The organism is Pseudoalteromonas undina, assembly GCF_000238275.3.
GTDB classification, from domain to species: domain Bacteria; phylum Pseudomonadota; class Gammaproteobacteria; order Enterobacterales; family Alteromonadaceae; genus Pseudoalteromonas; species Pseudoalteromonas undina.
This window is the reverse complement of record NZ_AHCF03000003.1, coordinates 1,375,978-1,401,616: the sequence shown is the minus strand read 5'-3', so window position 1 is coordinate 1,401,616 and position 25,639 is coordinate 1,375,978. Positions and strand designations below refer to the sequence as shown.

At 40.8% G+C, this 25,639-nt stretch carries 19 protein-coding genes; 6 read left to right on the top strand and 13 right to left on the bottom strand.

Features of this window, described 5'->3' with window-relative positions:
* Positions 1-37: 37 nt before the first annotated feature.
* Together PUND_RS10135 and PUND_RS10130 are read right to left on the bottom strand one after the other, a co-directional pair.
* Positions 38-868, bottom strand: a complete 831-nt coding sequence (locus PUND_RS10135) for a CvfB family protein (RefSeq protein WP_010389931.1) — start codon at positions 866-868, stop codon at positions 38-40.
* Between the two features lie 2 nt (positions 869-870).
* A complete protein-coding gene (locus PUND_RS10130; RefSeq protein WP_010389932.1) occupies positions 871-2,193 on the bottom strand; it encodes a DEAD/DEAH box helicase in 1,323 nt (440 codons plus the stop codon).
* A gap of 204 nt (positions 2,194-2,397) precedes the next feature.
* Between PUND_RS10130 and trhO the strand changes: the two genes are divergently transcribed.
* Positions 2,398-3,405, top strand: a complete 1,008-nt coding sequence (trhO, locus tag PUND_RS10125) for an oxygen-dependent tRNA uridine(34) hydroxylase TrhO (protein WP_010389933.1) — start codon at positions 2,398-2,400, stop codon at positions 3,403-3,405.
* Between the two features lie 127 nt (positions 3,406-3,532).
* Here trhO and PUND_RS10120 read toward each other — a convergent pair whose 3' ends face one another.
* Positions 3,533-3,961, bottom strand: a complete 429-nt coding sequence (locus PUND_RS10120; protein WP_010389934.1) for a hypothetical protein — start codon at positions 3,959-3,961, stop codon at positions 3,533-3,535.
* 221 nt (positions 3,962-4,182) lie between these two features.
* Between PUND_RS10120 and PUND_RS10115 the strand changes: the two genes are divergently transcribed.
* From PUND_RS10115 to PUND_RS10100, 4 genes are all read left to right on the top strand, one after another.
* On the top strand, positions 4,183-5,199 hold the full coding sequence (locus PUND_RS10115) for an efflux RND transporter periplasmic adaptor subunit (protein WP_010389936.1): 1,017 nt from the start codon (positions 4,183-4,185) through the stop codon (positions 5,197-5,199).
* A 2-nt stretch (positions 5,200-5,201) separates the two neighbouring features.
* Positions 5,202-8,285 carry an efflux RND transporter permease subunit gene (locus PUND_RS10110; protein WP_010389937.1) on the top strand — a complete coding sequence of 1,028 codons (3,084 nt, stop codon included), beginning with the start codon at positions 5,202-5,204 and terminating at the stop codon, positions 8,283-8,285.
* A gap of 93 nt (positions 8,286-8,378) precedes the next feature.
* On the top strand, positions 8,379-10,274 hold the full coding sequence (locus PUND_RS10105; RefSeq protein WP_010389938.1) for a DUF294 nucleotidyltransferase-like domain-containing protein: 1,896 nt from the start codon (positions 8,379-8,381) through the stop codon (positions 10,272-10,274).
* Between the two features lie 3 nt (positions 10,275-10,277).
* Positions 10,278-10,979, top strand: coding sequence for a 3'-5' exonuclease (locus PUND_RS10100; RefSeq protein ID WP_010389939.1), 702 nt, complete (start codon positions 10,278-10,280; stop codon positions 10,977-10,979).
* A gap of 77 nt (positions 10,980-11,056) precedes the next feature.
* On the opposite strand, the gene PUND_RS10095 is transcribed toward PUND_RS10100, so the two are convergent.
* The 4 genes from PUND_RS10095 to pxpB form a co-directional block, all read right to left on the bottom strand.
* A complete protein-coding gene (locus tag PUND_RS10095; protein ID WP_010389940.1) occupies positions 11,057-12,637 on the bottom strand; it encodes a BCCT family transporter in 1,581 nt (526 codons plus the stop codon).
* A 777-nt stretch (positions 12,638-13,414) separates the two neighbouring features.
* The gene (asnB, locus tag PUND_RS10090; RefSeq protein WP_010389941.1) at positions 13,415-15,082 is read right to left on the bottom strand and encodes an asparagine synthase B; all 1,668 of its coding nucleotides are present in this window, start codon (positions 15,080-15,082) and stop codon (positions 13,415-13,417) included.
* A 320-nt stretch (positions 15,083-15,402) separates the two neighbouring features.
* Positions 15,403-16,341, bottom strand: a complete 939-nt coding sequence (locus PUND_RS10085; protein ID WP_010389942.1) for a 5-oxoprolinase subunit C family protein — start codon at positions 16,339-16,341, stop codon at positions 15,403-15,405.
* Complete coding sequence (pxpB, locus tag PUND_RS10080; protein WP_010389944.1) at positions 16,334-16,993, bottom strand: 5-oxoprolinase subunit PxpB; 660 nt, start codon at positions 16,991-16,993, stop codon at positions 16,334-16,336. Before pxpB ends, PUND_RS10085 begins: the two co-directional genes overlap by 8 nt.
* A gap of 490 nt (positions 16,994-17,483) precedes the next feature.
* Here pxpB and msrA point away from each other — a divergent pair, with 490 nt between their 5' ends.
* Positions 17,484-18,791 carry a peptide-methionine (S)-S-oxide reductase MsrA gene (gene msrA / locus PUND_RS10075; RefSeq protein WP_010389945.1) on the top strand — a complete coding sequence of 436 codons (1,308 nt, stop codon included), beginning with the start codon at positions 17,484-17,486 and terminating at the stop codon, positions 18,789-18,791.
* 651 nt (positions 18,792-19,442) lie between these two features.
* On the opposite strand, the gene PUND_RS10070 is transcribed toward msrA, so the two are convergent.
* From PUND_RS10070 to PUND_RS10045, 6 genes are all read right to left on the bottom strand, one after another.
* Positions 19,443-20,321 (bottom strand): LysR family transcriptional regulator, encoded by an 879-nt coding sequence (locus tag PUND_RS10070; RefSeq protein WP_010389946.1) that lies wholly within the window; start codon positions 20,319-20,321, stop codon positions 19,443-19,445.
* Between the two features lie 247 nt (positions 20,322-20,568).
* A complete protein-coding gene (locus PUND_RS10065) occupies positions 20,569-21,225 on the bottom strand; it encodes a 3-oxoacid CoA-transferase subunit B (RefSeq protein WP_008114705.1) in 657 nt (218 codons plus the stop codon).
* A 15-nt stretch (positions 21,226-21,240) separates the two neighbouring features.
* Positions 21,241-21,939 (bottom strand): CoA transferase subunit A, encoded by a 699-nt coding sequence (locus PUND_RS10060; protein WP_010389947.1) that lies wholly within the window; start codon positions 21,937-21,939, stop codon positions 21,241-21,243.
* A 28-nt stretch (positions 21,940-21,967) separates the two neighbouring features.
* On the bottom strand, positions 21,968-22,867 hold the full coding sequence (locus tag PUND_RS10055; RefSeq protein WP_008114701.1) for a hydroxymethylglutaryl-CoA lyase: 900 nt from the start codon (positions 22,865-22,867) through the stop codon (positions 21,968-21,970).
* Position 22,868: 1 nt separating this feature from the next.
* A complete protein-coding gene (locus PUND_RS10050) occupies positions 22,869-24,851 on the bottom strand; it encodes an acetyl/propionyl/methylcrotonyl-CoA carboxylase subunit alpha (protein ID WP_010389948.1) in 1,983 nt (660 codons plus the stop codon).
* Positions 24,852-24,859: 8 nt separating this feature from the next.
* On the bottom strand, positions 24,860-25,630 hold the full coding sequence (locus PUND_RS10045; protein WP_010389950.1) for an enoyl-CoA hydratase/isomerase family protein: 771 nt from the start codon (positions 25,628-25,630) through the stop codon (positions 24,860-24,862).
* Positions 25,631-25,639 lie beyond the last annotated feature (9 nt).

Here is a 25,639-nt window from a genome sequence, read left to right as displayed (position 1 = left end):
CCACCTAAGTTTATACCTAGGTGGCTTTTTTATAGAATTATTTTAAACGAATAGACTTAGCTTCAATATCAATTAAGCCTTGTTTAAATAACCCACCAATGGCTTTTTTGTAGTTTGCTTTACTGGTCGAAAATACTTTTTTAATTAATTCAGGTTCAGACTTATCGCCTATGGCTAATATGCCACCTTCATCTTTTAGTTTTTCCATAATTTTTTCGCCAAGTTCACTGACTTTACCCATACCTGGCTTTTCAAGTATGACGTCAATTTTTCCGTCTTCACGTACTTTTTGAATAAACCCTTTGAGCTTTTGGCCAACAAATAGGTTTTTAAATACCATGTTGTAAAATACAACACCAAAATGAGATTCTTCAATAAGTACTTTGTAGCCGATATCGGTTTTACCTGCCACAATTAAATCAACTTCTTGCAAGTGGCTATATTGCGGCTCGTCTTTTGATAAAAAGCGATTAAAGTTGGTTGAAGCACAAATTCGTTGACTGGCATTATCTAGGTATAAACGGACTAAATACGAGTAACCTTCTTGCATACGCGGTTTTTGTTCATTAAACGGTGCAAGCACGTCTTTTTCTAAACCCCAATCTAAAAAAGCACCAATGCTGTTTATTTCTTTAACGCGCAGTAGGGCATATTCACCGACTTGTGCGTGTGGTTTTTTAGTTGTTGCTGTTGGCAGGTTTGCGTTATCTAAAAAGGTAAAAACGCTGATGCTATCGCCAGCTTCAAGTTCATGTTTAATCTCGTGTTTAGGTAAAAATACTTCACCTAAGTCATGGCCATCTAAATAGGCACCTTCATTACTGACTTCTTTTACAAATAGGGTTTGGGTAGTTCCAAGGTAACTCATAATTATTCCTGCTCAGGCTTTTTTTTACGACGCATCGGGGTATCACCATCAATGTTGAGTGGTGCTTTAATTGGGGCTGCTGGCTTTTTAGGTTTTGCTTTGCGTTTTTGCTGTGGTTTTTTATCAGCCACTACCTTTTTAATTGGTTTAACTGGCGTCACTTTTTTCTCTTTGATGCCTTTAAATTTCGCTTTTAAACCATCAACCACCGCAAACGACAGTTCGTCATTTAAAAATGACTTAATTGCTAAGTAACTTGCCCAATCTTTAGGACCAACAAATGATAGCGCGTTGCCTTTAAAACCAGCACGGCCTGTGCGACCAATACGGTGAACGTATTCTTCAGCGTGTTTTGGTAGATCAAAATTAATAACATGGGTAACACTGAGTAAATCTAAACCGCGAGATGCAACATCAGTAGTAATTAATATTTTAAAGTTCTCACGGCTAAACGCATCCATGATATCAAGGCGCTTACTTTGAGTTAAATCCCCGGCTAGTGCGACAGACTTAAAGCCTTTACTATTTAATGCCTCGCTTAAGCGACTGGTATCAGCACGTGTAGCGGTGAATATAATACATTGCCCTACATTGTCTTGATTAAGAAAATGCTCAAGTAGCGCTTCTTTATGATCAAGATGATCGGCTAAATATAATGTTTGTTTAATATCACTGTGTTGCTCATTGGCTGCACTGAGCATAATTTGTTTTGGTTTTTTTAATAAATTACGCGAAAGGGCATCAACTTGAGCATGATCTAATGTCGCTGAAAACAATAGGGTCTGGCGTAATCGGTGATCTGCCAGTTCATTAATTAACTTAAGCTGGTCGGTGAAACCTAAATCCAAGATACGGTCAGCTTCATCAAATATAAGTAGCTCTAAGCCACTTAACTGTAAAGAGCGTTGCTTTAAGTGATCGGCTAAGCGCCCTGGTGTAGCAACCACAAAATGTGGGTCGTTGCGCAGTGCTTTAATTTGGTCGTTAAAGTTTTCACCACCGAGAATTTTAACTGCCTTGATATTGGTACCGGCAATAAGTAATCGTAGTTGGGTGAACACTTGGGTTGCAAGCTCACGAGTTGGAGCAACAATAAGTACACGAGGATCACGTTTACTGAGTGCTTTTTGTTTCATTACTCGCTGCACAGCAGGTAATAAAAACGCTAAAGTTTTGCCTGACCCAGTTTTTGACTGAGCGAAAATGTCATGTCCAGCGAGTGCCGTTGGCACAGCATGAGCTTGAATATCGGTAGGCTGGGTGATCCCTTGGTGCGCTAATTGTGTTTCTAGGCGAGTATCAATCCCAAGATCAGTAAAGTGCAATGTATATTTCTCCAATATGAGCAAGTCTTGTAAATTTATCCGCGCATTATAGCCCACTGAGCCACTGCGCTAACAGTAAAAAGCGCATTATCATCCATTTTTTTGCATTTAAATAAAAAAAGCGTAAAATACGCGCCCCATATGCGCCGGATTTACGATTCGGTAAACGCCCCTTGCGGGGTTTAAAGGCAAAATAGGAAAACCATGACTGCTATCCATAAAGATAATGTAACCAGCGATCACTTTGTTGTGTGCGCACTGTATAAATTTGTCTCTTTACCTGATTTTGAAGCACTTCGCCAACCTTTACTTAATGTAATGGAGCAAAACGACGTGCGTGGTACTTTGTTAATTGCCGCAGAAGGAATTAACGGAACTGTTTCAGCAAAACGTGAAGGCATAGATAACTTACTGGCGTGGTTAGACACCCAGCCTAATTTAGACAATATTGTTACTAAAGAATCATATGATGACGAATGCCCGTTTTATCGCACTAAAGTAAAACTTAAAAAAGAAATCGTGACTATGGGTGTTGAGGGCGTTGACCCATTAAAAGTAGTGGGCAGTTATGTTAAGCCAAATGAATGGAACGCCCTTATTTCTGATCCTGAGGTTATCCTTGTTGATACCCGAAATGATTATGAAATTGAAATTGGTACGTTTCAAAACGCGGTCGATCCAAACACGAAGACGTTCCGCGAATTTCCGCAGTGGGCCAAAGAAAATCTCGACCCAGAAAAGCATAAAAAAGTAGCTATGTTTTGTACAGGTGGTATTCGTTGCGAAAAATCAACAGCTTATATGAAAGAGCAGGGCTTTGATGAGGTATACCACCTTGAAGGCGGCATATTAAAATACCTAGAAGAAGTACCAAAAGAAGAAACCATGTGGGAAGGCGAGTGCTTTGTATTTGATAACCGTGTCGCGGTAAATCATGACTTACAAAAAGGCTCATATGATCAGTGTCACGCATGTCGGATGCCTATCACAGAAGAAGAAAAGCAAAAGCCTGAATACATGGAAGGGGTGTCGTGTCATCATTGTATTGATGATGTAACCGACGAGCAGCGTGAACGTTTTGCTGAGCGTCAAAAGCAAATAGAATTGGCACAAGCACGCGGTGAAGGCCACATTGGTAACGAAGCACAAGCTGCTTTACAGCAACGTAAAGAAGCAAAAAAAGCGCAAAAAGACGCACAACGAAATAAATAATACCACGCGTTTATTTATTCATTAAAAAACCTCAGTAAATACTGAGGTTTTTTATTTAAAAGTAAGTTATAAATAGCGAGCTACATTGCTTAGCAGCTTAAAGGTTTGATACTCACTTTGAGCTTAATCAACGAATACAATAACTTTTATCTATCGGCGTAAGTGTAATTTTATTAGCTGAATTTACAAGAACACATTCTGTGTTTTTATCGAGTTTTTTCTTTTGAATAACCGTAAATTCACCTTCATCAGCAGCGTATAAGTTATACTGATAAGCCGTATTACCTCCCTCAAATAATGCAGTAAATAACCCTCCAACTAAACCGCCGACAATAGCGCCACCAATCATTTCTTCGCTGTTGCCATCTAAGCTGTCAACAAAGCCAAAACCCGCTCCCGCAGCTATGCCTGTTCCAACTTCTGAGGAAAGTGTTACTTTTTGCTCTGACTCAACAGATGCATAATAGCGTTTAATTAATTGATTTTGACTCGTACGATCAACCCCTTGTGATGCACAGCCACTAAGTAGTAAAACCAAAATTATACTTTTATTCATAAATACTCGTTTGTATATTCACTCTAATGACCAAATCATAGTGTTTAATACGCACAAAATATGTGGTGATTTTGTAGGCTGGTGTAAGAATATGTATTAAATACGTGGGTGTTTAATTTCAGCGTGTTGTTTTGCTAATTAGTCGTACTAAGCTATTTATTGATCATAGAGGTGTTAAACTGCGTAACATAATGGAAATAATAATTAATTAGGGTGATCCTTTGAAGTCGCAAAATCTTTTAATGGGCATAACGGCCTTATTTTTATCGGTTAGTTTGCCAGTAACTGGTGCTAGCGTGGTCGTTGAAAATATCGCTATGGAACAAGCCCAACAGCAGGTTCAGGCTGTTGGTAATGCTGAAGCTATCCATTCTGTTATTTTATATCCTGCCGTAGGTGACAAAGTAGCAGCGGTTCATTTTAAACCTGGCGATAAGGTTAAAGAAGGTGATATTTTACTTGAGCTAGATTCACGTAGGCAAAAAGCGGCCCTTGAAGAGGCTAAAATAAAATTAGCAGATAGTCAGCGAACTTTAAAACGTTTAAAACAAAGCCAAGCTAAAGGAGCTGTTCCGCAAAGTGATGTAGACGATGCAAAAACCATCGTGGAGCTTGCAAAAGTTACTCTCACTCAAGCCGAAACTGAATTAGAAGACCGCCAAGTCCGTGCCCCTTTTAATGGCACTATGGGGCTGACTGACATTGAAGTGGGTGACAGAATCACAACACAAACAATGATTGCTAGCATCGATGATACCCGCCAGTTATACATTAATTTTAACGCGCCTGAATCAGCGATTGCGATGCTCAGAAATAATGCTAGTGTACGCGTGTTCCCATGGCAATCGCAAGCACCTGTTGAGGCAGAAATAGCCTATTTAGACTCACGTATAGACCCACAAACTCGTACCTTAAGAGTCAAAGCAAAGTTAAATAACAAAGATCAACAATTCTTACCGGGTATGAGTTTTCGAGTACATATAAAAGTATTAGGTCAACGCTTTGCCGCTATTCCAGAAGCAGCACTACTGTGGGGCGCAACGGGTCCATATGTGTGGACGAGTGTGGATAACAAAGCTACCCGGGTTGATGTGAAAATAGAGCAACGCTTGGCTGGGCGCTTACTCGTATCAGGGGCATTACAGCCAAACGATACGTTAGTTGTTGAAGGCGTTCAGCGCTTGCGAGCCAATCAAGAATTAAGCTTTACTGCACCTATCGCTAGTACGCAGGAGTAGCCATGAAACAGCAACCTATGATGCAAGACTTGCCGTCTATGGCAATTCGCCGCCCTGTACTTATTGTGGTGCTTAACTTATTAATAATTATTGCCGGTATCGCCGCTATAGCTGGCGTAGAAGTGCGAGAGCTTCCTGATGTAGATAGGCCGCGTATTACGGTATCAGCTTCGTTTCCAGGTGGTTCCCCGGAAACCGTCGACACTGAAGTCACCAGCAAACTTGAAGGTGCTGTTGCCCGTGTGAGTGGAGTTAAATCTATTCGTGCACAAAGTGAAGAAGGCAGCTCACGTATTGTGGTTGAATTTAGACCTGGTGTTAACCTGGATGATGCCGCTAATGAAACGCGCGAGTCAGTTTCGCGAGTGCAAAGAGAGCTCCCAGAAGAGGTTGAGCGTGTATCTATTATAAAAGCCGATAATGATGCTGAGGCGGTCGTATCACTCACCGTATCAAGTGAGAGTTTATCGTTAGAGGCATTAACCGAGCGAGTTGATGTTGACTTAGCACCACAGTTTTTAACTATTCCCGGTGTTGCTGATGTGCGCTTAAACGGTGATAGAGAACGAGTGCTTAGAGTACGTATAGATCCGCTTAAGCTCAGTAGCTTTAATTTAACTATTCCTGATGTTGCTGACGTTCTCAGGCAAGCTCCCTTTGATGTGCCTGCAGGAAGTTTAAAATCAAACGATCAGCAAATCATTGTGCGTGCTGATGCTACCTCGGTCACACCAGATCAAGTCGGTGATATTATCATTCGTGGTGATACCCGTATTAGCGATATCGCCGCGGTATATTTTGGCCCGGCAGATCCACGCTCTATGGTTAGGCTCAATGGTAAACCCGTTATTGGTATGGAAATTATCCGCCAAGCGCAATCTAACACCATAGAAATATCAGATGAAGTTCTAAAGCTTATAGAGGGAATGCGTGAACGCTTTCCTCAGATGGAATTTACCTTAACATCAGATGATGCGCAGTTTATTAGAAGTTCAGTGGATGAAGTTATTAACTCATTAGTGCTGACAGTGCTGCTAGTTATCATCACTTTATGGGTGTTTATTGGTTCTTGGCGCGCAACCTTAGTGCCCGCATTTGCCATTCCGGTTGCTTTGATTGGCTCGTTAGCACTGATATGGGCACTGGGTTTTTCCATTAATATTTTAACCTTACTCGCATTGGTACTTGCTACAGGTTTAATCGTTGATGATGCGATTGTAGTGAGTGAAAACATTCAACGCCAACGTGGATTAGGGCTAGGCAGGCGTGCCGCAGCGGTTGTTGGCACCCGTGAAGTATTTTTTGCCGTTATAGCCACCACGGCAGTGTTAGCAGCTGTGTTTGTTCCCATCGCTTTTTTACCATCAACAGCAGGGCGTTTATTCAGAGAGTTTGGCGGTGTTCTTGCCGGTGCTGTGATCATATCAAGCTTTGTTGCGTTATCGTTAGTGCCGGCACTTACCTCTAAGCTAAAGCTTAAGCAAGGCGGTTTTCATCCATTTGCTAAGCTTGGTAACGTACTTGCTAATTTATATACCAAAACAATTCATAAAGTACTCGATCATGCGTGGCTTACCTTTATTGCTTGTTTATTAGTGGCTGGTGGTTCAGGTGCGTTGTATATGAGCTTAGATAACGAGTTACTACCAACAGAAGATCGCGGTAAAATTAGAATATTTGCTCGTGGTCCAGATGGCGTAGGCTTAAACTTTATGGACAGGCAAGCCATTAAAATGGAAGACACTTTGCTGCCTTTCGTCGAAAGCGGTGAAATTGAATCTATTTACACAGTAGTTGGTCAATGGGACCCTAATATTGTGTTTATTACTGTGCCCTTAAAACACTGGGATGAACGCAACTTTAGTCAACAAGAAATCATCAATAAAATTCGACAGCCTTTAATGAATATTCCTGGAGCACCCGCATACGCAGGGGGGGCTAATAGTTTAAACTTACGTGGCCAAGGTGGCGGAATCGAAATTGCTTTGCTGGGGCAAGATTACCTTGAAATATTTAAAGCTGCACAGCAGTTTTCAGCAGATCTTGAAAAAGCAGTACCTGAAGTTGCACCGGTTCGCGTATCGTATCAGCCATCGCAACCACAACTTCGCGTCAATATAGACAGACGACGCGCAGAAGAACTCGGTGTATCGTTAAGTGATATAGCCATTACCCTAAGAGCTGCCATTAATGGCGACGATATAGCCGATTTAAATATTGGCGATCAGTCAATACCAATTATGTTACAGGCTCAAAATCAAACCATTAATGACCCCAGTGATTTAGCAAATTTATATGTAAGCGCCCGCGATAATCAATTAGTACCGCTCAGTAGTGTCGCTAATATTACAGAGGAAGGCGTAGCTGCAGAGCTTGAGCGCCATGCTCAGCGACGTGCCATAGAATTAAGCATGGAATTACCTGAAGGTTTAACTATTGCCACACTGGTAGAGCAAATAAAACAAGTGTCTGAGCAATCATTACCAGCAGGTATTACCCTAGCGTTTAAAGGGGAAGCTCTGACATTTGAAGAGACCTCAAACGAAGTATTAATGACCTATGTATTGGCATTTTTAATTGTATTTTTAGTATTGGCAGCACAATTTGAAAACGTTAACAGCGCCATTGTGGTGATGATTACTGTGCCATTTGGTATTACATCCGCTATTTTAGCACTGTACTTAACCGGCACATCACTCAATATTTATTCGCAAATTGGTCTGGTAATGCTTATTGGTTTAATCGCTAAAAACGCAATTTTATTGGTCGAGTTTGCTGATCAATTAAGAGATAACGGGCTTAGTGTTCGAAAAGCGGTTGAACAAGCTGCACTGGTACGCCTACGACCCATTACCATGACCTTAATTTCTACTTTATTGGGTGCATTACCGCTTATTATGTCAACAGGTGCGGGCGCTGAGGCGCGCAATGCGATTGGCTGGGTGGTGTTTGGTGGACTAGCATTAGCGGTATTGTTTACGCTTTATTTAACACCGGTGATTTATTTAGGACTTGCACGTTTTACCAGCCCTCGCGGCGATGAGTCAAAACAATTAGCGCAGGAGTTAGAGCAAGTAGATAATTAATCGCTAACTATTTACGTAAATTGGCTATTTTTCTTTGAAAAAATAGCCAATTAGGCTCACAATTCAACTAGATTCACGCCACAAGGATTCCCTATGCAGGCCGAGCAAGTTGAAATAGCCCAATTTTTAGTTGAACATCCCCCATTTGATACGCTTCCTACTGAGGCATTGAACGAATTAGCAATGCAAATAGAGGTTGCTTACTTTCGTGCCGAAACTGATATCCTGCATTTAGGGCAAGATATTAGTGACTTGTATATTATTCGTAGTGGCTCAGTTGAGATTTCACGTCGTAATGGTGAACTCTATAACCGCTTAGCTACAGGCGGTATTTTTGGCCAAATGGGTTTATTGATGAACCGCAAAGTGCGGTTTCCAGCTCGTGCACTTGAAGATACCTTAACGTATTGTATTAATGTTAATACCTTCAACGAATACTGTGATAAATACGAAACCTTTGCTGACTTTTTCGAAGTGGATGGCAACGTACGCTTGCACCAAGCAATAGTAGAGCAAGCCGACAGCAATGATTTAACCACCGCAAAAGTTAAATCATTATTACATCGCGATGTAGTCACTGTTACTACACAAACCCCCATACAAGACGTCGCGTTTTTGATGACACAAGAATCGGTCTCTTCAGTACTTGTTACTGATATAGAAAAACAAATAAGCGACGATCCAGAAGAAGACGACGGTCAAGTCGTTGGAATTATAACCGACAGAGACATTCGCACTAAAGTGGTCGCCCAAGGGTTAACATATGATACACCCGCCAAAGAAGTAATGACATCAAGCTTAGTACTACTTGATAGCAACGCCTATGTGTTTGAAGCCGTTTTAGCCATGCTAAGAGATAACTTACATCACTTGCCTGTGGTACATAAAAAGCGACCAATAGGGGTGATATCTCTATCTGATATTTTACGCTATGAATCACAAAGTAGCTTATTGTTAGTACGCGGTATTTTAGCTCAGCAATCGGTTGATGACTTAGTTCATTACGCCCGCCAATTACCTAATGTGTTTGTGCGTATGGTAAACGAAGATGCTAATTCGCATATGATAGGGACCGCTATGGCAGTAATAGGACGTACATTTAAACAGCGCCTATTAGCCCTAGCAGAAGAAAAATTTGGCGAGCCGCCCATTCCTTATTGTTTTATCGCGCTGGGCTCAATGGCACGGGATGAGCAGTTAATTGTAACCGATCAAGATAATGCACTGATTTTAGATAATAGCTTCGATGAGGCATTGCACGATGAGTATTTTCAAAACTTATCAGACTTTGTGTGTGATGGCTTGGCTAAGTGTGGCTATACCTATTGTGATGGTGAAATTATGGCCTCGTTTAAAAAATGGCGTATGACCCGCGAACAATGGCAAGAAAAATTTGCTAGCTGGATGGCCGAGCCCAAACCGCAAGCACTGCTCAATAGCTCGATATTTTTTGACTTAGATGGTGTGTGGGGTAAGTTAAAGTGGGCCGATGAGCTTAAAACGCTGGTGGCAAAAGAAAGCAAAGTAAATAAACGCTTTTTAGCTAACCTTGCTGCTAATGCTCGCAATCGAACGCCACCATTGGGATTTTTTAACGGCTTTGTACTTGAGCACAATGGCCAACATAAGCGCTCAATGAACTTAAAACGTCGTGGTACAGCGCCGCTATCTGATGTGGTTCGCGTTCATGCATTAGCGGTCGGTTCACGTAAACAAAATTCGTTTGAGCGCTTAGAGGATATTATCGAGGCTAACTTATTACCCAAAGGCAAAGCACAAGATTTGCGTGATGCATTTGAATATATTGCCACTGTACGTATTCGCCATCAGGCATGGCAGATAGAGCAGGGGGAAGCGCCCGATAATGATTTAGATCCGCATTTACTCTCACCATTTGAGCAAAGTAATTTAAAAGAAGCTTTTGCGATTTTAGAAAAAGCGCAAAGCTTTTTAAAGTTTAGTTATTCTGCTCATTCAGGTGTGAAATAAGTTATGGCTAAATCACCGTTAGATTGGCCACGTCGTTACGAACAGCTTTTACATAGTGCGCAAAACTCGTTGCTTAAGGAGTTTTATAAGCAGGCATTTACCAATCAGACTGCTCCGCTTAAAGACGTACCTTTTGTGGCGCTAGATTTTGAAACAACAGGTCTGGACGCTAATACCGATGATATTGTTAGTGTTGGGTTAGTGCCTTTCAATGTTAATCGTATTTACTGTAAAGAGAGCCGTCACTGGGTAGTACAACCACGACGAGATTTGAGTGAAGAGTCGATTGTTATCCATGGTATTACCCACTCAGAAGTGGACGAAGCTCCCGACCTCAATCGAATTTTAGCCCCACTTCTTGATGCACTTAAAGGGAAAGTGGTGGTGGTGCATTATGCTGCCATTGAGCGCCACTTTTTTTATAATGCGCTGCTCACACGTATAAAAGAAGGTATTGAATTTGCTTTAGTCGACACTATGGAAATTGAAAGGCGAGCGCTTAGAGCGCGTCAAGGGCTACTAGGTAGGCTATTTAATAAAAAACTAGGTTCATTACGGTTAAGTGATACAAGGGAGCGTTATTCCTTGCCATTGTATCAAAACCATAATGCACTGACTGACGCTTTAGCCACCGCAGAATTACTGCAAGCTCAGCTGAGTTATCATTATCGGTTAGATACGCCACTGAGTGAAATTTGGCTTTAGCGAAACGTTATAAAATATTATAGGAAAAATAGAGTAAAAAAAACGCCGCAATTAGCGGCGTTTTTTAATGTAGGGTATTATTTAACTGGGCGAGGCTCAGTTCGTAAACCTAAAATTAAGCTTACACACATTAATAGCAAAACAATGGTAAACGGTAGACCGGTTGAAATAGCCCCTGCTTGTAGTGCTTCAATCGCTTGAGTACCACCAATCCAAAGTAATGCAGCAGCAATTGCGCCCTCAACAGTAGCCCAAAAAATACGCTGTGGTACCGGAGCATCAATTTTGCCACCTGCTGTGATTGAATCAATTACAAGTGATCCTGAATCAGAAGAAGTAATAAAGAATACCAGTACTAATACAATAGCAATGAAAGAAAGCACACTCGCCATTGGCATTTCATCAAGCATTTGGAACATCGCCATAGGGACACTTGTTAGACCGTCAGTCCCAAGAGCACCAATACCATTAACTACTTGGTCAATTGCGATGCCACCATAGATAGACATCCACAGGATAGTAACCGCTGTTGGAATAAGTAATACCGCGGTTAAAAATTCACGGATTGTACGACCACGCGAAACACGCGCAATAAACATACCTACAAACGGTGACCATGAAATCCACCAAGCCCAGTAGAATACTGTCCAACCATGCATCCATGTTTCATCTTCACGTCCATGTGGGTTACTCAATGGAATAATGTTCTCTACATACCCCATTACCGTGTTAGGGATATTACCCATAGAGACCGCAAAACCAACTAAACATACAAATACTAGTAATACTAAAGCAATGAGCATATTTACGTTACTAAGTAATTTAACGCCGCCATCAATGCCTCTAATAACAGAGACGACTGCTAGTAATGTAACACCTGTAATAACCAGAATTTGTGAACCTACGCCACCTTCAAAACCAAACACATGATTAATACCGGCAGAAGCTTGTTGTGCACCTAGCCCAAGTGACGTTGCTAAACCAAATAAGGTTGCTAATACAGCTAAAATATCAATTATGTGACCAGGCCACCCCCACGCTTTATCACCTAAAATTGGGTAAAAAATCGAACGAATAGAAAGAGGTAAGCCTTTATTGTAAGTAAAAAATGCTAACGAAAGCGCAACTACAGCATAAATTGCCCAAGGGTGAAGACCCCAATGGAACATAGTAGCACCCATTGCCATTTTCGCGGCTTCTGGTGTGTTAGCTGTTACATTGAGCGGCGTTTCATACCAACCAGTGTAGTATGCAACTGGTTCAGCAACCCCCCAGAACATTAAGCCAATACCCATACCTGCAGCAAATAACATTGCCAGCCAAGAAATACGAGAATGCGATGGTTTAGCATCGTCACCGCCTAAGCGGATATTGCCATATGGTGAAAAAATTAAAACTAAACAAAAAATAACAAAGAAGTTGGCAGCCCACATAAATAAGCCGTCAAAATTATTAATAATATCGGTTTTGATACCATTTAGTGTTGTTTTAGCTACTTCGGCATCTGATACTAGTACGGCGATTAAAAAAAGTGCTATTAACCCTGCACTGATCCCGAATACAGGGTTATGTATATCAAATCCCCACTTTTGTACGTTGTCTTGACCTACGGTGTAGTCCGTATTATCAATACTGTACTTGTCATGATTCTCGCTCATGCAATACCTCATTGGTTAATGAAACAGGTTGGCTTAATGCCAGTTTTTTATAGTTCACTGTATTCGTCTTATTAGATTTATAACTAAAGCTAATAACACGAATAGTTAGAAGACTAACTAATTTAATTGCCCATCATACCTTTACTAATAGGGGAGTTAAATATTAAATGCAAAAGATTTAACACTTTGGCAAAACTTTAAGCTACTTTTGTCTTTTTATTGTACATATCTGGCAGCTGAACAAATGATAACTAATGTGTCAGCTAATTATTTTATAGTCGTATATAGCATTGAATGCAAAGCTAAGTGAATGAATATTCGGCCTAATCAGACAAGTAAATAACTAAAAAAACGCTATTGAATACGTAAAAAACTAAGTCAGCGTTTTAAAATCACTATTCATTTATTAAATGATTTTTTAATGACATTTTAACTATGTTTTTATGATTTGGGATAATGAGCTAGATAGATATTGTTCATGAGGTTAATGAAAAAGCGAGATTGAAATAGTTTTTATAAAAAGCGACTAAATCTTACTGTTTAAACTAAATTGGTCAAAGGTTTATTTCACCTTTGCGATTTAATTTACAAAAATGGCAAAGAAACGCTGCGCTTGTAAAGAAGTGACAAATAACAGTGATTAAACATAAATGATTAAATTGAATGGTTTTGATTTCTCATTTAATTCTTTTAGTGGAATAAAATTTCAAGAAATTATTCATTAAGACAGCGAAGAAAAGCTGCAGTTTTTAAGCTGCAGCGTAGATAGGGGGGTAACTATTTTTTATATGCTTCATTGTGAACGCCTGAGGCGCGTCCAGATGGATCTGCATTGTTTTGAAATGATGCATCCCAAGCCAGTGCTTCGGGGGTTGAACACGCTACTGATTTACCATGTGGTACACAGTTAGCAGAGGCATCGCCCGGGAAGTGCGATTCAAAAATACGGCGGTAAAAATACGCTTCTTTTGAATCTGGCGTGTTAATTGGGTATTTAAATTTAGCATTCGCTAGTTCTTGATCTGTTACTTGCTCATTTACAAATTCTTTTAAGGTGTCTATCCAGCTGTAGCCAACACCATCAGAGAATTGTTCTTTTTGACGCCATAACACTTCGTCTGGTAGGTAGCCATCGAAGCCAGCACGCAAAATATGTTTTTCAATTTTTCCGTCTTTACACATTTTAGCTTCTGGGTTGATGCGCATTGCCACATCAACAAATTCTTTATCTAAAAATGGCACGCGTGCTTCAACACCCCAGGCAGCCATTGATTTATTAGCACGTAAGCAATCAAACATATGCAGTTTTGATACTTTACGGTTTAGCTCTTCATGAAACTCTTGTGCATTGGGTGCTTTATGAAAATATAAATAACCACCAAATAATTCATCGGCTCCTTCACCTGAAAGCACCATTTTAATGCCCATAGCTTTGATTTGGCGTGCCATTAAGTACATAGGGGTTGAGGCACGAATAGTAGTTACATCATAGGTTTCAATGTGATAAATCACTTCTTTAAGAGCATCAATACCTTGTTGAATAGTAAAAATAATAGGGTGGTGAATAGTGCCTATCATATCAGCCACTTTTTGCGCTGCAGCTAAATCGGGTGAGCCTTCTAAACCCACTGAAAACGAATGCAGTTTAGGCCACCAAGCATCACTTTCATCGTTGTCTTCAATACGTTTTGCGGCAAAATGTTGAGTAATAGCTGAAATAACCGACGAATCTAATCCACCAGATAGTAATACACCGTAGGGTACGTCACACATTAGTTGGCGTTTTACCGCGGCTTCTAGAGCATCTTTTACATCTTCTGCCTTGGCATCGTTGTTCTTAACTGCGTCGTAGCTTTGCCAATCACGTTGGTAGTAAGGTGTTAATTTACCGTCTTTGCTGTAAAGGTAATGCCCCGGTGGGAACTCCTCAATATGTTTACAAATAGGTGAAAGCGCTTTTAGCTCTGATGCTACATAAAAGTTGCCATGCTCGTCGTGGCCTGTATACAGTGGAATAATACCAATGTGGTCGCGACCAATTAGGTAAGCGTCTTGCTCTTCATCATATAAACAAAAGGCAAAAATACCATTTAAGTCATCTAAAAATGCAGGCCCTTTTTGTTTATACAGGGCTAAAATAACTTCACAATCTGACTGGGTTTGAAAATCAAACTCGACTTCTAAATTAGCGGCAAGCTCTTTGTGGTTATAAATTTCGCCATTTACCGCTAAAATATGCGTTTTTTCTGGGTTGTATAATGGTTGCGCACCGCTTGATACGCCAACTATTGCTAAGCGTTCGTGCACTAAAATTGCTTTGTCTGATGAATACACCCCTGACCAATCAGGCCCGCGGTGGCGAAGCAGTTTGGACATTTCGATTGCCTGAGCGCGTAACTGGCTGGGATCCGATTTAATATCGAGTACGCCGAATATTGAACACATAATTTTTCCTCATTCCTATTAAGTGCCTACGATAGCGAGTTTGCTAAAGACTAACCTTGTTTTATCAGAAATAAATACCTAAGTCACACGGCTTTTTTAAAATAATAAGAATAATTTATGCACCAAATAAATTGGCGTTGCACCAATGTGGTGATATTGGCAAGGAGATTAAAATGCAATGTGCAATTTTTAATTTAAAATTACATTAAAGTTAAATTAAATTGCAACAATTAGTTCGCCTTGCACCAAGAAAGTGCAAAGCGAAAAATAAATAAATAGCGGTTGAGTTACTCAGTGAGTGAGCGTGAGTGCACTATTAATTAATCCCAGTAGCGGCTTAAACTCAGCTTAAGTTGTGCTAGGTGAGCATCGAGCTTATTTTTTGCAGCATTTGCTTGCTCAAGTGATACAAATTCAAAGGTGATTGGATCGGCAGTTCTAAATTGTGCAAACTGATGTAAGTCGGCTTCTATCACATGCGCTATTAAAGGATAACCCCCCGTTGTTTGCCCGTCATTTAATAACACTATAGGATTGCCATCAGGTGGAAGCTGTATGCTCCCAGGTGCTACGGCTACAGAGGGCAATGAAAGTGTATGTTGCATAATATCAGCATTTTTATGGTCTAGGCGTACGCCCATACGATTACTATTTGGATTAATAGTAAATGCGGTATCACAAAAAGCATTAATGCACTCGGGTGTTAGTAGCTCATAATGAGGACCAACATGTAAACGGATAATATTACGTTTTGGCGGGGTAAGGGCGCCCTTATTACATAACCAAGGTTTAGTATAAGGACTTATGGCTACCACATCGCCACTTTGCAGTGCACGGCCATTAAAGCCTCCAATGGCTGCCCCTAAATCGGTAGATTTAGAACCCATAACCTCTGGGCATTCAATACCGCCTTTTACTGCAATATAAGCACGGGAGCCACCACGGCCAGTTGCAAATTTAAGTGTTTGCATTGCTTTTATTGGGTAACTCCAGCCTGGATAAAGTGGGTGTCCATCAAGGGTTGCTTTGAGGTCGGCTCCATGAAGGGCAATAACGGTATCACACTGAAATTGCAGTTCGCATAAACCCACGGTTAATTCCAGCACGGCAGCGTTGTCGGTGTTATTTAATAAACGGTTCGCAATAATGTGTGCATAGGTATCAAGGCTGCCTGAGCGGCTTACCCCTAAATGTCGAAAACCCACACGGCCTAAATCTTGGATTGTTAGTTGAATACCTCTCTTGATTACTTTAATCATTGCTTACTCCTTTTACAGGCACAAACTCTATGGTATCGCCAGGTTTAAATAAGCAAGGATTAGCCGCTTTAGAATCAAATAAGCAGACATCAGTGTGAGCTATAATATGCCAACCACCTGGCGAATCTTCAGGGTAAATACCAGTTTGATCTGCTCCAATAGCAATTGCGCCTTTAGGTACACTCACTCGCGGGTTATCGCGCCTTGGGGTAAATAACCGTGAGTTGAGCCCATGTAAATAAGGAAAACCGGGAACAAAGCCTAAAAATAGAACGTGATATAACTCTTTACTATGTAAGTTAATCACTTCATCAATTGTGAGTTGATGATAGTTAGCTACGTAATCTAAATCTTCACCTTGGTAGTAGGTATTAATTTGGTGGTGCTGGCTATCAAACGGGTAATCATCCACTTCATCCCATAACTTAGCTAAGGTGTTGTACCATTTATTAAGCATTTCTGAGGACTTTAAATACAAAGTTAACGAGTTCATAGCTGGTACCAAATCGATAAATTCATTGCTGTTTTTACAGTGTTGGGCGAGTGCCCAAAGCTTTTTTTGCGTTGCAAGTATGTGTGGTTCGCTGTAGTGAGAAACATCAAAAAGCAGGCTAGAGTTCGTTAAAATTTTTATACTAGGAATCATGCTCATATCGATAACTCATTAATATTAATTACATTTAAGCTATCACAGTCGTTGTACTATTACGATATTAATAGACAAGCTCGGATCGAATAAACTCCCTCATTCGTAAAGTTTTGTTGTGTGTGAAATTAATTGTTGAGTTTACAGGTCTGCTTTAGGGTCTGTTGACCTTTGCGGATTAAAATTGTTCAAACTAGGAGCGGTTTAATCGCGGCGCGAGTTTTGGAACCTAGTGGGCTAAGTAAAAACCGAGCAAAGCTTCCGCGTCCTGCTCACGCCCCTTACCTACATCCATGTAGGCAACAAAGGGTAAATCGCTCCTAGGCAGAACCCTTCGGGCAGCGCCTGTTTGGCATTGATGCTGCGTTATCGCCTATTTATGGGGAATAACCACACTACATAGGCTATGCCTTGCCTAAACACCAAACAGACTGCTGCAAATTTAACCTTGGAAGGTCAACAGACCCTAGAGTAACTAAAACTAAGAGGTAATCGTATGTTTAAGGGGTTAATATTAGCTACATTTGCTATGTCGGGATTACTAAGTACGATGAGCGCTATCTCGTCAGATGAGGTAACTAAATCCAGTGATTTAAATGCCACCATGCATGTAGAAAAGCTAGTGCTTGGCTCGGGTTGTTTTTGGGGGGCAGAAAAACGCTATGAAGCACTTAATGGAGTACTCGATGCAGAGTCGGGCTATGCCGATGGGCATGGGTTTAAACCAACCTACAGGAATATAACTAAGCTATCGCGTCGCTTTGATGAAGATAACTACGCTGAAGTGGTGCAGGTTACATTTAATAGCAATATTATTTCGGCAAAAGAGCTGCTGCAAAATTATTACGAAAGCCACGATCCGACTCAAAAAAACCGCCAAGGTAATGATGTAGGCACACAATATCGCTCTATTATTTTAACTACAAGTGACGAGCAAGCAAACACCGCGCTTGCGGTAACACAGCAGTACCAGCAGTTACTCACCAAAGCAGGTTATGGAACAATAGCTACACAAATTAAGCCATTAGAGCAATTTTATTCTGCTGAAGAGTATCATCAAAATTACCTTGAAAAAAATCCAAACGGTTATTGCCCAGACCATTCAACCGGTGTTGTTTTTAGTCAAGACGAAAAGCAGCAGGTTGATAACACTGCATTGTTGACTGGCAAACAAATTGTTATTTTAGACTCTCGCGATTACTGCCCTTACTGTGAAAAGTTTAAAGCGGCGGTAGCCAATGACTACAAAGGCACAATACCAATGACATTTCGCCATGCTGATCAGCTTAGCGGCTTAACTATCAAAAGTGCAACTTGGGCTACACCCACCATACTATTTTTAGAAGATGGAGTAGAAGTGTATTCTCGCCAAGGTTATATGGATGCCGAGCTGTTTTATAAAGCGCTAGGTGCATTTAAACTCGGTGACAGTGAAGCTTATAAAGTAGCGTTTAACGCTAAAACCGACAGCCCATATTGCAAAGAATACGCTATTTTTAAAAACACCCCCGATGGCATTTTTATCGATAAACTCAGTGGTGAACCCTTGTTTGATACCCGCGACAGATTTAATTCGGGTACTGGCTGGTTGTCGTTTACACACCCTGTAAAAGACAGCGTAACGCAGCATGAAGATAACAGTTGGGGAATGCAACGTATTGAGCTTAAATCTAAAAGTACCGGGATTCATTTAGGGCATTTATTCCCGGCTGAAGGGCCAAATGGTCAAGATAGATATTGTATTAATGCCACTGTATTAGAATTTGTTGCTCGTGAGGAAATAAACAGATCAGATGATGTTTAAGCTAATTAGCAAATAGGCAAATTTTAAGCAAAAAAAAAGCAGCGATACTTAAAAAAGGTCGCTGCATTTCAATTGACAACATCTTCACACACAATAAAGATTCGGGGGGTTGTATTAGTAATAACTAATGCTGAATTATTGTTGCTGATGTGAATGTAAATAAAAACAACTCAAGCTCAGTCACCACCGAACTTGAGTTGCTTTTTACACTGACAACATCTTCACACACAATAAAGATTCTTATATTTATTGGCGGGTGTAAGCGTAAAATAAAAACAACCCAAGCTAAGTCACCACCGAACTTGAGCTGTTTTTTACACTGACAACATCTTCACACACAATAAAGATTCTTTTTTACTAGCTTGTTGTTACAAACTAATTAAATTTGGTTTCAGTAACGCGTTTTATTATTTTTGGTCGTTGCTGATTTGTTGAGTTAACTTTAGAGCTTTTACTCAATTTCGACAAGCGATAAAAACAAAACTAATAAGTGAAAAAAACTAATCTATAAATTCAGTCAACAAGGAGCTGCTCAAGTGTTTGATAATGTTGGTTATATTTTATTTTTTGAGGTTTACGAGAGACACGAAAAAAATATTTTAAAAAGGTCGTAAATAATAAAACGCCCATAAAAGGGCGTTTAATTAATAGTCACTTTGTTTGTCTGAAGGTGTTAATTACCCACTTGGCAAACAAGTCGAGCGGGTGGTTTGCCGTACTAGAGCCGTGTTGTACCAAGTAGTATTTATCTTTGGTGGTAAGGGGTTGTTCAAACAGTTTATAGAGCCATTGCTCATCCAGCCAGCTTTGGCTAATTGGCAGAGGAATAAGTGCAATCCCCATTCCTTGTTGCGCCGCTCTTGCTACACCAAACATACTATCTATTTGAATAATTTGTGTTGGTGAAAAGTCATCAATCCCAACTTTTTCTGCCCACTGATGCCAAGCCCAAGGCCGTGCTTTATGCACAATAAGGGGTACTTGGTTAAGTGCCTGACAATGATCGTTTTGCCATTGTTCAAGCAGTTTTTTATTACACGCTGGAATATATTCTAAATTAAATAACTCAGTAGCCAGTCCATCAAGCGGTTTACTTGAAGATAAAATTATAGATAAATCACTTTGGCGAGTTAGTTCTTTGCGCGTTTTGAGGGTATCCATGTGTAAATTAATATTAGGGTGCTCGCTGGTCCATTCACTGAGCTTAGGCATTAACAATTCACTGGCAAAAAATTCGGGCAGGGTAATGGTTAAGTTTACATTTTGTTGTAACTGACTAAATTCATTAATGGTGCTCTCTAGCATATTTATAATTGGATAAATTGCTTCAAAAAAGTTTTTACCTGCAGGCGTTAAACTAATAGATCGAGTTTGTCTTTGAAATAAATCAATGCCTAGCTGCTCTTCTAGCTGTTTAATTTGGTGGCTTACAGCCGAGGGCGTTAAGTAAAGCTCTTTAGCAGCATGTTTAAAACTTAAGCTTTTTGCGGCAAAACAAAAAGAGCGAAGGCCGCGAATAGGTGTTTGCATGGTATCCAGTATAAAGTTATTTCAATCGCCTAGTAATAGGCAATAATTAAACCAAAAATAAAAGCTAACTATATCAGCAATTTATTTATTTTATTAGGTCGAATTCACCTAAGTGGTGCGTTAAATTGTCACTATAGTGCAAAAACTAAAATATAGACAAAAAAAATCCCTCTTACGAGGGATTTTGGGTAACTCAGCGCCATTGGCACTGGGAATGAGGTCGGTACAGAGTGAAATTATGAGTGGTTTAAAACACCATCTCAGGAATATCACCATTAACAAGCAATTTACCTGCCGTTTTGCTAATAATTTCATCAACTGATACGCCTGGTGCGCGTTCTAGTAAATGAAATGCGCCGTCTTTTACTTCTAGAACGGCTAAATCAGTAACTATTTTTTTAACACAGTTAACGCCCGTTAGCGGTAACGTACAGCTTTCTAATAACTTAGAGTCGCCGTGTTTACTGGCGTGGGTCATGGTAACAATAATGTTTTTTGCACCTGCGACTAAATCCATCGCTCCGCCCATGCCTTTAATTAATTTTTTAGGGATCATCCAAGAGGCTATAGAACCGTTTTGGTCTACCTCAAACGCGCCCAGAACGGTTAAGTCTACATGACCACCCCGTATCATGGCAAAACTATCTGCACTATTAAATATAGCTGCACCGGTAGCTGCCGTCACGGTTTCTTTACCCGCGTTGATCATATCCGCATCAACAGTGGCTTTAGTAGGGTATTCGCCCATGCCTAAAAGACCATTTTCGGACTGTAGCATAACTTCTATGCCATCGGGTACATAGTTTGCGACGAGTGTCGGAATACCAATGCCCAAATTAACATAAAACCCATCTTGTAACTCTTGAGCTACGCGCATTGCGACTTGTTCACGTGATAATGCCATTGTTAGTGCTCCTGCTTAATCTCGTGTGGTAACACGTTCAATGCGTTTTTCAAAGTTACCTTTTATAACGCGGTTAACAAAAATTCCTGGCGTATGTATTTGGCTTGGCTCAAGTTCGCCTGGCTCAACAATTTCCTCTACTTCTGCAATGGTAATTTTACCCGCAGTAGCCGCCATTGGATTGAAGTTCATGGCTGTATGACGAAATACTAAGTTGCCGTAGCGATCCGCTTTCCATGCTTTTACAATAGCGAATTCACCGGTAATTGACTCTTCTAAAATATAAGGGCGACCATTAAACTCTTTTACTTCTTTACCCTCAGCAACCGGTGTGCCGTAACCTGTGGCTGTGTAAAAAGCAGGTATTCCTGCACCACCAGCACGCATTTTTTCAGCAAGAGTACCTTGTGGCGTAAGTTCTACATCAATCTCGCCACTTAGTAGTTGCTGTTCAAACAAGGCATTTTCGCCAACGTATGAGGCGACCACTTTTTTAATTTGCTTGTCGTGCAGTAACAGCCCTAAACCAAAGTCATCAACACCACAGTTATTGGAAACAACGGTTAATTCTTTAGTTTGCATTTTTTTAATTTGGGCAATTAGACCCTCAGGGATACCACATAAGCCAAAACCACCGGCTATTATTGTATCGCCGTCTTTTAAACCTTCCATTGCAGCTTCATAACTAGAAACTACTTTATCAAAACCGGCCATGAGTCACTCCTCATTCTGTGCTATTTAATTATTGTGCGTGTAATGCTGCAGAAACCTTGCTAGCAGGTTGTTTGTTCAGTGCACTCGTAATTTGCCAACCTGCCTCAGCAAGCCTTTGTAAATCAATTCCATGCTCAATGCCAAGTCCTTGCAGTAAGTATACAACATCTTCGGTGGCAACATTTCCTGACGCGCCTTTGGCATATGGGCAGCCACCAAGGCCGGCAACAGCACTGTCAACCGTTGCTATACCAAGGTTTAGCGCAGCGTAAATATTTGTGAGCGCTTGCCCGTATGTGTCGTGAAAATGTACAGCAAGTTTAGATTTATCAATATGTTTAAGTAGCAATGTAAGTAGCTCTATTACTTTAGCGGGTGTGCCAACACCTATGGTGTCACCTAGGCTAATTTCATAACAGCCCATTTTTAAGAGTTTAGCAGCAACAGCCAGTACAGTATGAGGGTCAACATCTCCCTCATACGGGCAACCTAACACACAACTTACATAACCGCGTACGCGAATGTTATGCGCCTTTGCAAAAGCCATAACTTCACTAAAACGCGCCAAACTTTGCTCAATAGAGCAATTAATATTTTTTTGGCAAAATGCTTCGCTCGCTGCGGTAAATATTGCAAATTCTTTAATACCTACAGCATCTGCTGCCTCTGCCCCTTTTAAATTAGGGGTAAGGGCACTGAGATTAACCTCAGGTAAATTAAGTGCGCTTATTACTTCACTAGAGTCTGCCATTTGTGGCACCCATTTAGGTGAGACAAACGCACCAGCTTCTATGTCTTTTATGCCTGCAGCGGCGAGTGCGTTAATAAGCGTTATTTTATCAGCAGTTTCTACAGCGGCTTCATTTTGAAGTCCATCTCTGGCGCCCACTTCAACAATGCGCACTGCTTTAGGTAATAATGAACTCATATTAAGCGGGTTCCTCTGCAGTTGTGTCTTCAACTATGGCCAGTAAAGCGCCATGGCTTACCAGTTCACCCTCAGCAAAACAGTAACTTTTTAATACGCCATCATGTGGGGCATTAAGCGTGTATTCCATTTTCATTGCTTCAATTATAACCACTGCATCGCCTTTAGTAATGGTGCTTCCCACCTCTAACAAGTGTTTAACTACAGTACCATTAAGTGGCGCAGCAAGGGGTAATGCCTCATTTTCATGTGAGCTGATGAAATGTTTATCAACACATTCAAACTTAGTTTGCAGTGCTTGGTTCATTACAGTAATGGCATTATCAACGTGGCTAACATGCGCAGTGTGTTTAGCGCCATTAATCGATACGTTGCAGTAGCCATTAGTTAACTCACCTTGCACTTCAAAGGTGTTGTCATTAATGGTCATGCTATAGCCCTGCGCGGTTTTTATTGCGTTTAAGGGGGTATCGCTAAATGGAATTTTAACTTGTTGCGGCGCATTTAAACTAAACCCATGTAATTGTTGCCATGGATTTGCACTACTTGTATTACTACCAAGTGATGCTAAATACGCAAAACCTGCAATTAAGCGGCTAGTTTGTAATAAAGACGGGTCAATAGTAACTAACGCTTCACCTTGCTCTGCAATAAAGTGGGTGCTTGGAGCACCTTGTTTAAAGCGTGGATGAATCGCTAAATTATATAAAAAGCTGATATTAGTGCTAAATCCGGCTAAATGAAATTGTGTTAATGCTTGTTGTAAACGCGAAAGTGCTTGGTCGCGGTTATCATCATGAACAATAAGTTTGGCAATCATTGGATCGTAATACGGGCTTATTTCATCACCTTGGGCAATACCAGTATCAATACGTACATATTCACTGTTAGCGGGCGTATATAGTGCCTCAATAGTGCCAGAGCACGGAATAAAGTCATTACTTGGATCTTCAGCATAAATACGTGCTTCAAAGCTGTGTCCTTGTAGCTGAATATCTGCTTGCGCTAAAGGTAACGCTAAACCACTGGCTACATTAATTTGCCAATTAACTAAATCAACGCCTGTGACCATTTCACTTACTGGGTGCTCTACTTGCAAGCGAGTATTCATTTCCATGAAAAAGAACTCATCACCACAGAGTAAAAATTCCACAGTGCCAGCGCCTCGGTAGTCAATTGCTAGGGCACATCTTACCGCGGCTTCGCCCATTTCTTTTCGCAATGAGTCTGATAAACCGGGGGCAGGCGCTTCTTCAATCACTTTTTGATGTCGACGCTGCAATGAACAATCACGATCACCTAAATACACACAGTTGCCATAGTTATCAGCAAATACTTGCACTTCAACATGACGTGGTTGGTCAACGTAGCGCTCAAGCAACACCAGATCATTACCAAAACCGGCAATAGCTTCACGTTTAGCGCCTTCTAATGCGCTTATAAACTCATTGGCTTTTGAAACAATACGCATACCTTTACCACCGCCACCAAAGGCCGCTTTGATAAGCACAGGGTAGCCAATTTTTTCAGCCTCAGCTTGTAAAAAGCTAGGGTCTTGTTTATCGCCATAATAACCTGGCACCAAAGGAACATTAGCGGCTGCCATAATTTCTTTTGCACGGGTTTTAGAGCCCATAGCTTCTATGCTACTTGCTGGTGGTCCAATAAAGGCAATGTTATTGGCTTCACAAACATTAGCAAATTCGCTGTTTTCAGATAAAAATCCATAGCCCGGGTGAATACAATCAGCGCCACTCATTTTGGCAACGTTTAGTATTTTATCAGCAACTAGGTATGAGTCTTTACTCGGCGCTGCACCAATATGGTAGGCTTCATCAGCCATTTTTACATGTTGGGCGTTTTTATCTGCATCTGAATAAACCGCAACCGTGGTCAAGCCCATTTGCTTTGCTGTTCGCATAATACGACAAGCAATCTCTCCGCGATTAGCAATCAGAATTTTTTGTAAGTGTACTGTGTTCATAATGCGTCCTAGAGTTGCCATTGGGGAGGGCGTTTTTCAAAAAAGGCAGTTAGACCTTCTTGACCTTCGTCTGATACACGAATTTTGGCTATACGTTCTGCAGTGAGCGCAATTATTTCGTTATCGATTTCTTTGTTTGCCACATCATTAATTAGCGCTTTAGCTGCTTTAACCGCTACCGGGCCATTATCTATCAGCGTTTGTAATAGGTTATCCAGTGCACAGTCTAAATTTCCTGTAATTTGGTGAACTAGCCCCAGCTGTTTAGCCGTATGCGCATCAAATACTTCAGCCGTTAAGAAGTAACGACGAGCAGCGCGCTCACCAATGGCTTTAATTACATAAGGGCTTATAACAGCAGGAATAAGGCCGAGTTTCACTTCACTTAAGCAAAATTGAGCGTCGTCTTTACTGAGCGCGATATCACAGCAAGCAATTAAGCCCAATGCGCCACCAAATGCTGCGCCTTGTACCGCACAAATTGTAGGGTGTGGGCTTTGTGCTAGAACTTGCATTAGCTTAGCCAGCTGCATTGAATCGGCTAAATTATCGTTATAGTTGTTATCTGCCATCGATTTCATCCAGGCTAAATCGGCACCGGCTGAAAAGTGTTTACCCTCAGTTTTTAATACAAGGGCACGAATATCGAGCGTATTAGCATGTTCAATACATTGAATAAGCTCATGGATAACGTCGCTATTAAAGGCATTGCGTTTTTCTGGGCGACTTAAAACAAGTACAGCCACATTAGATTTTGTTATTTGTAGTGTTACTGACATTTTAAGCTC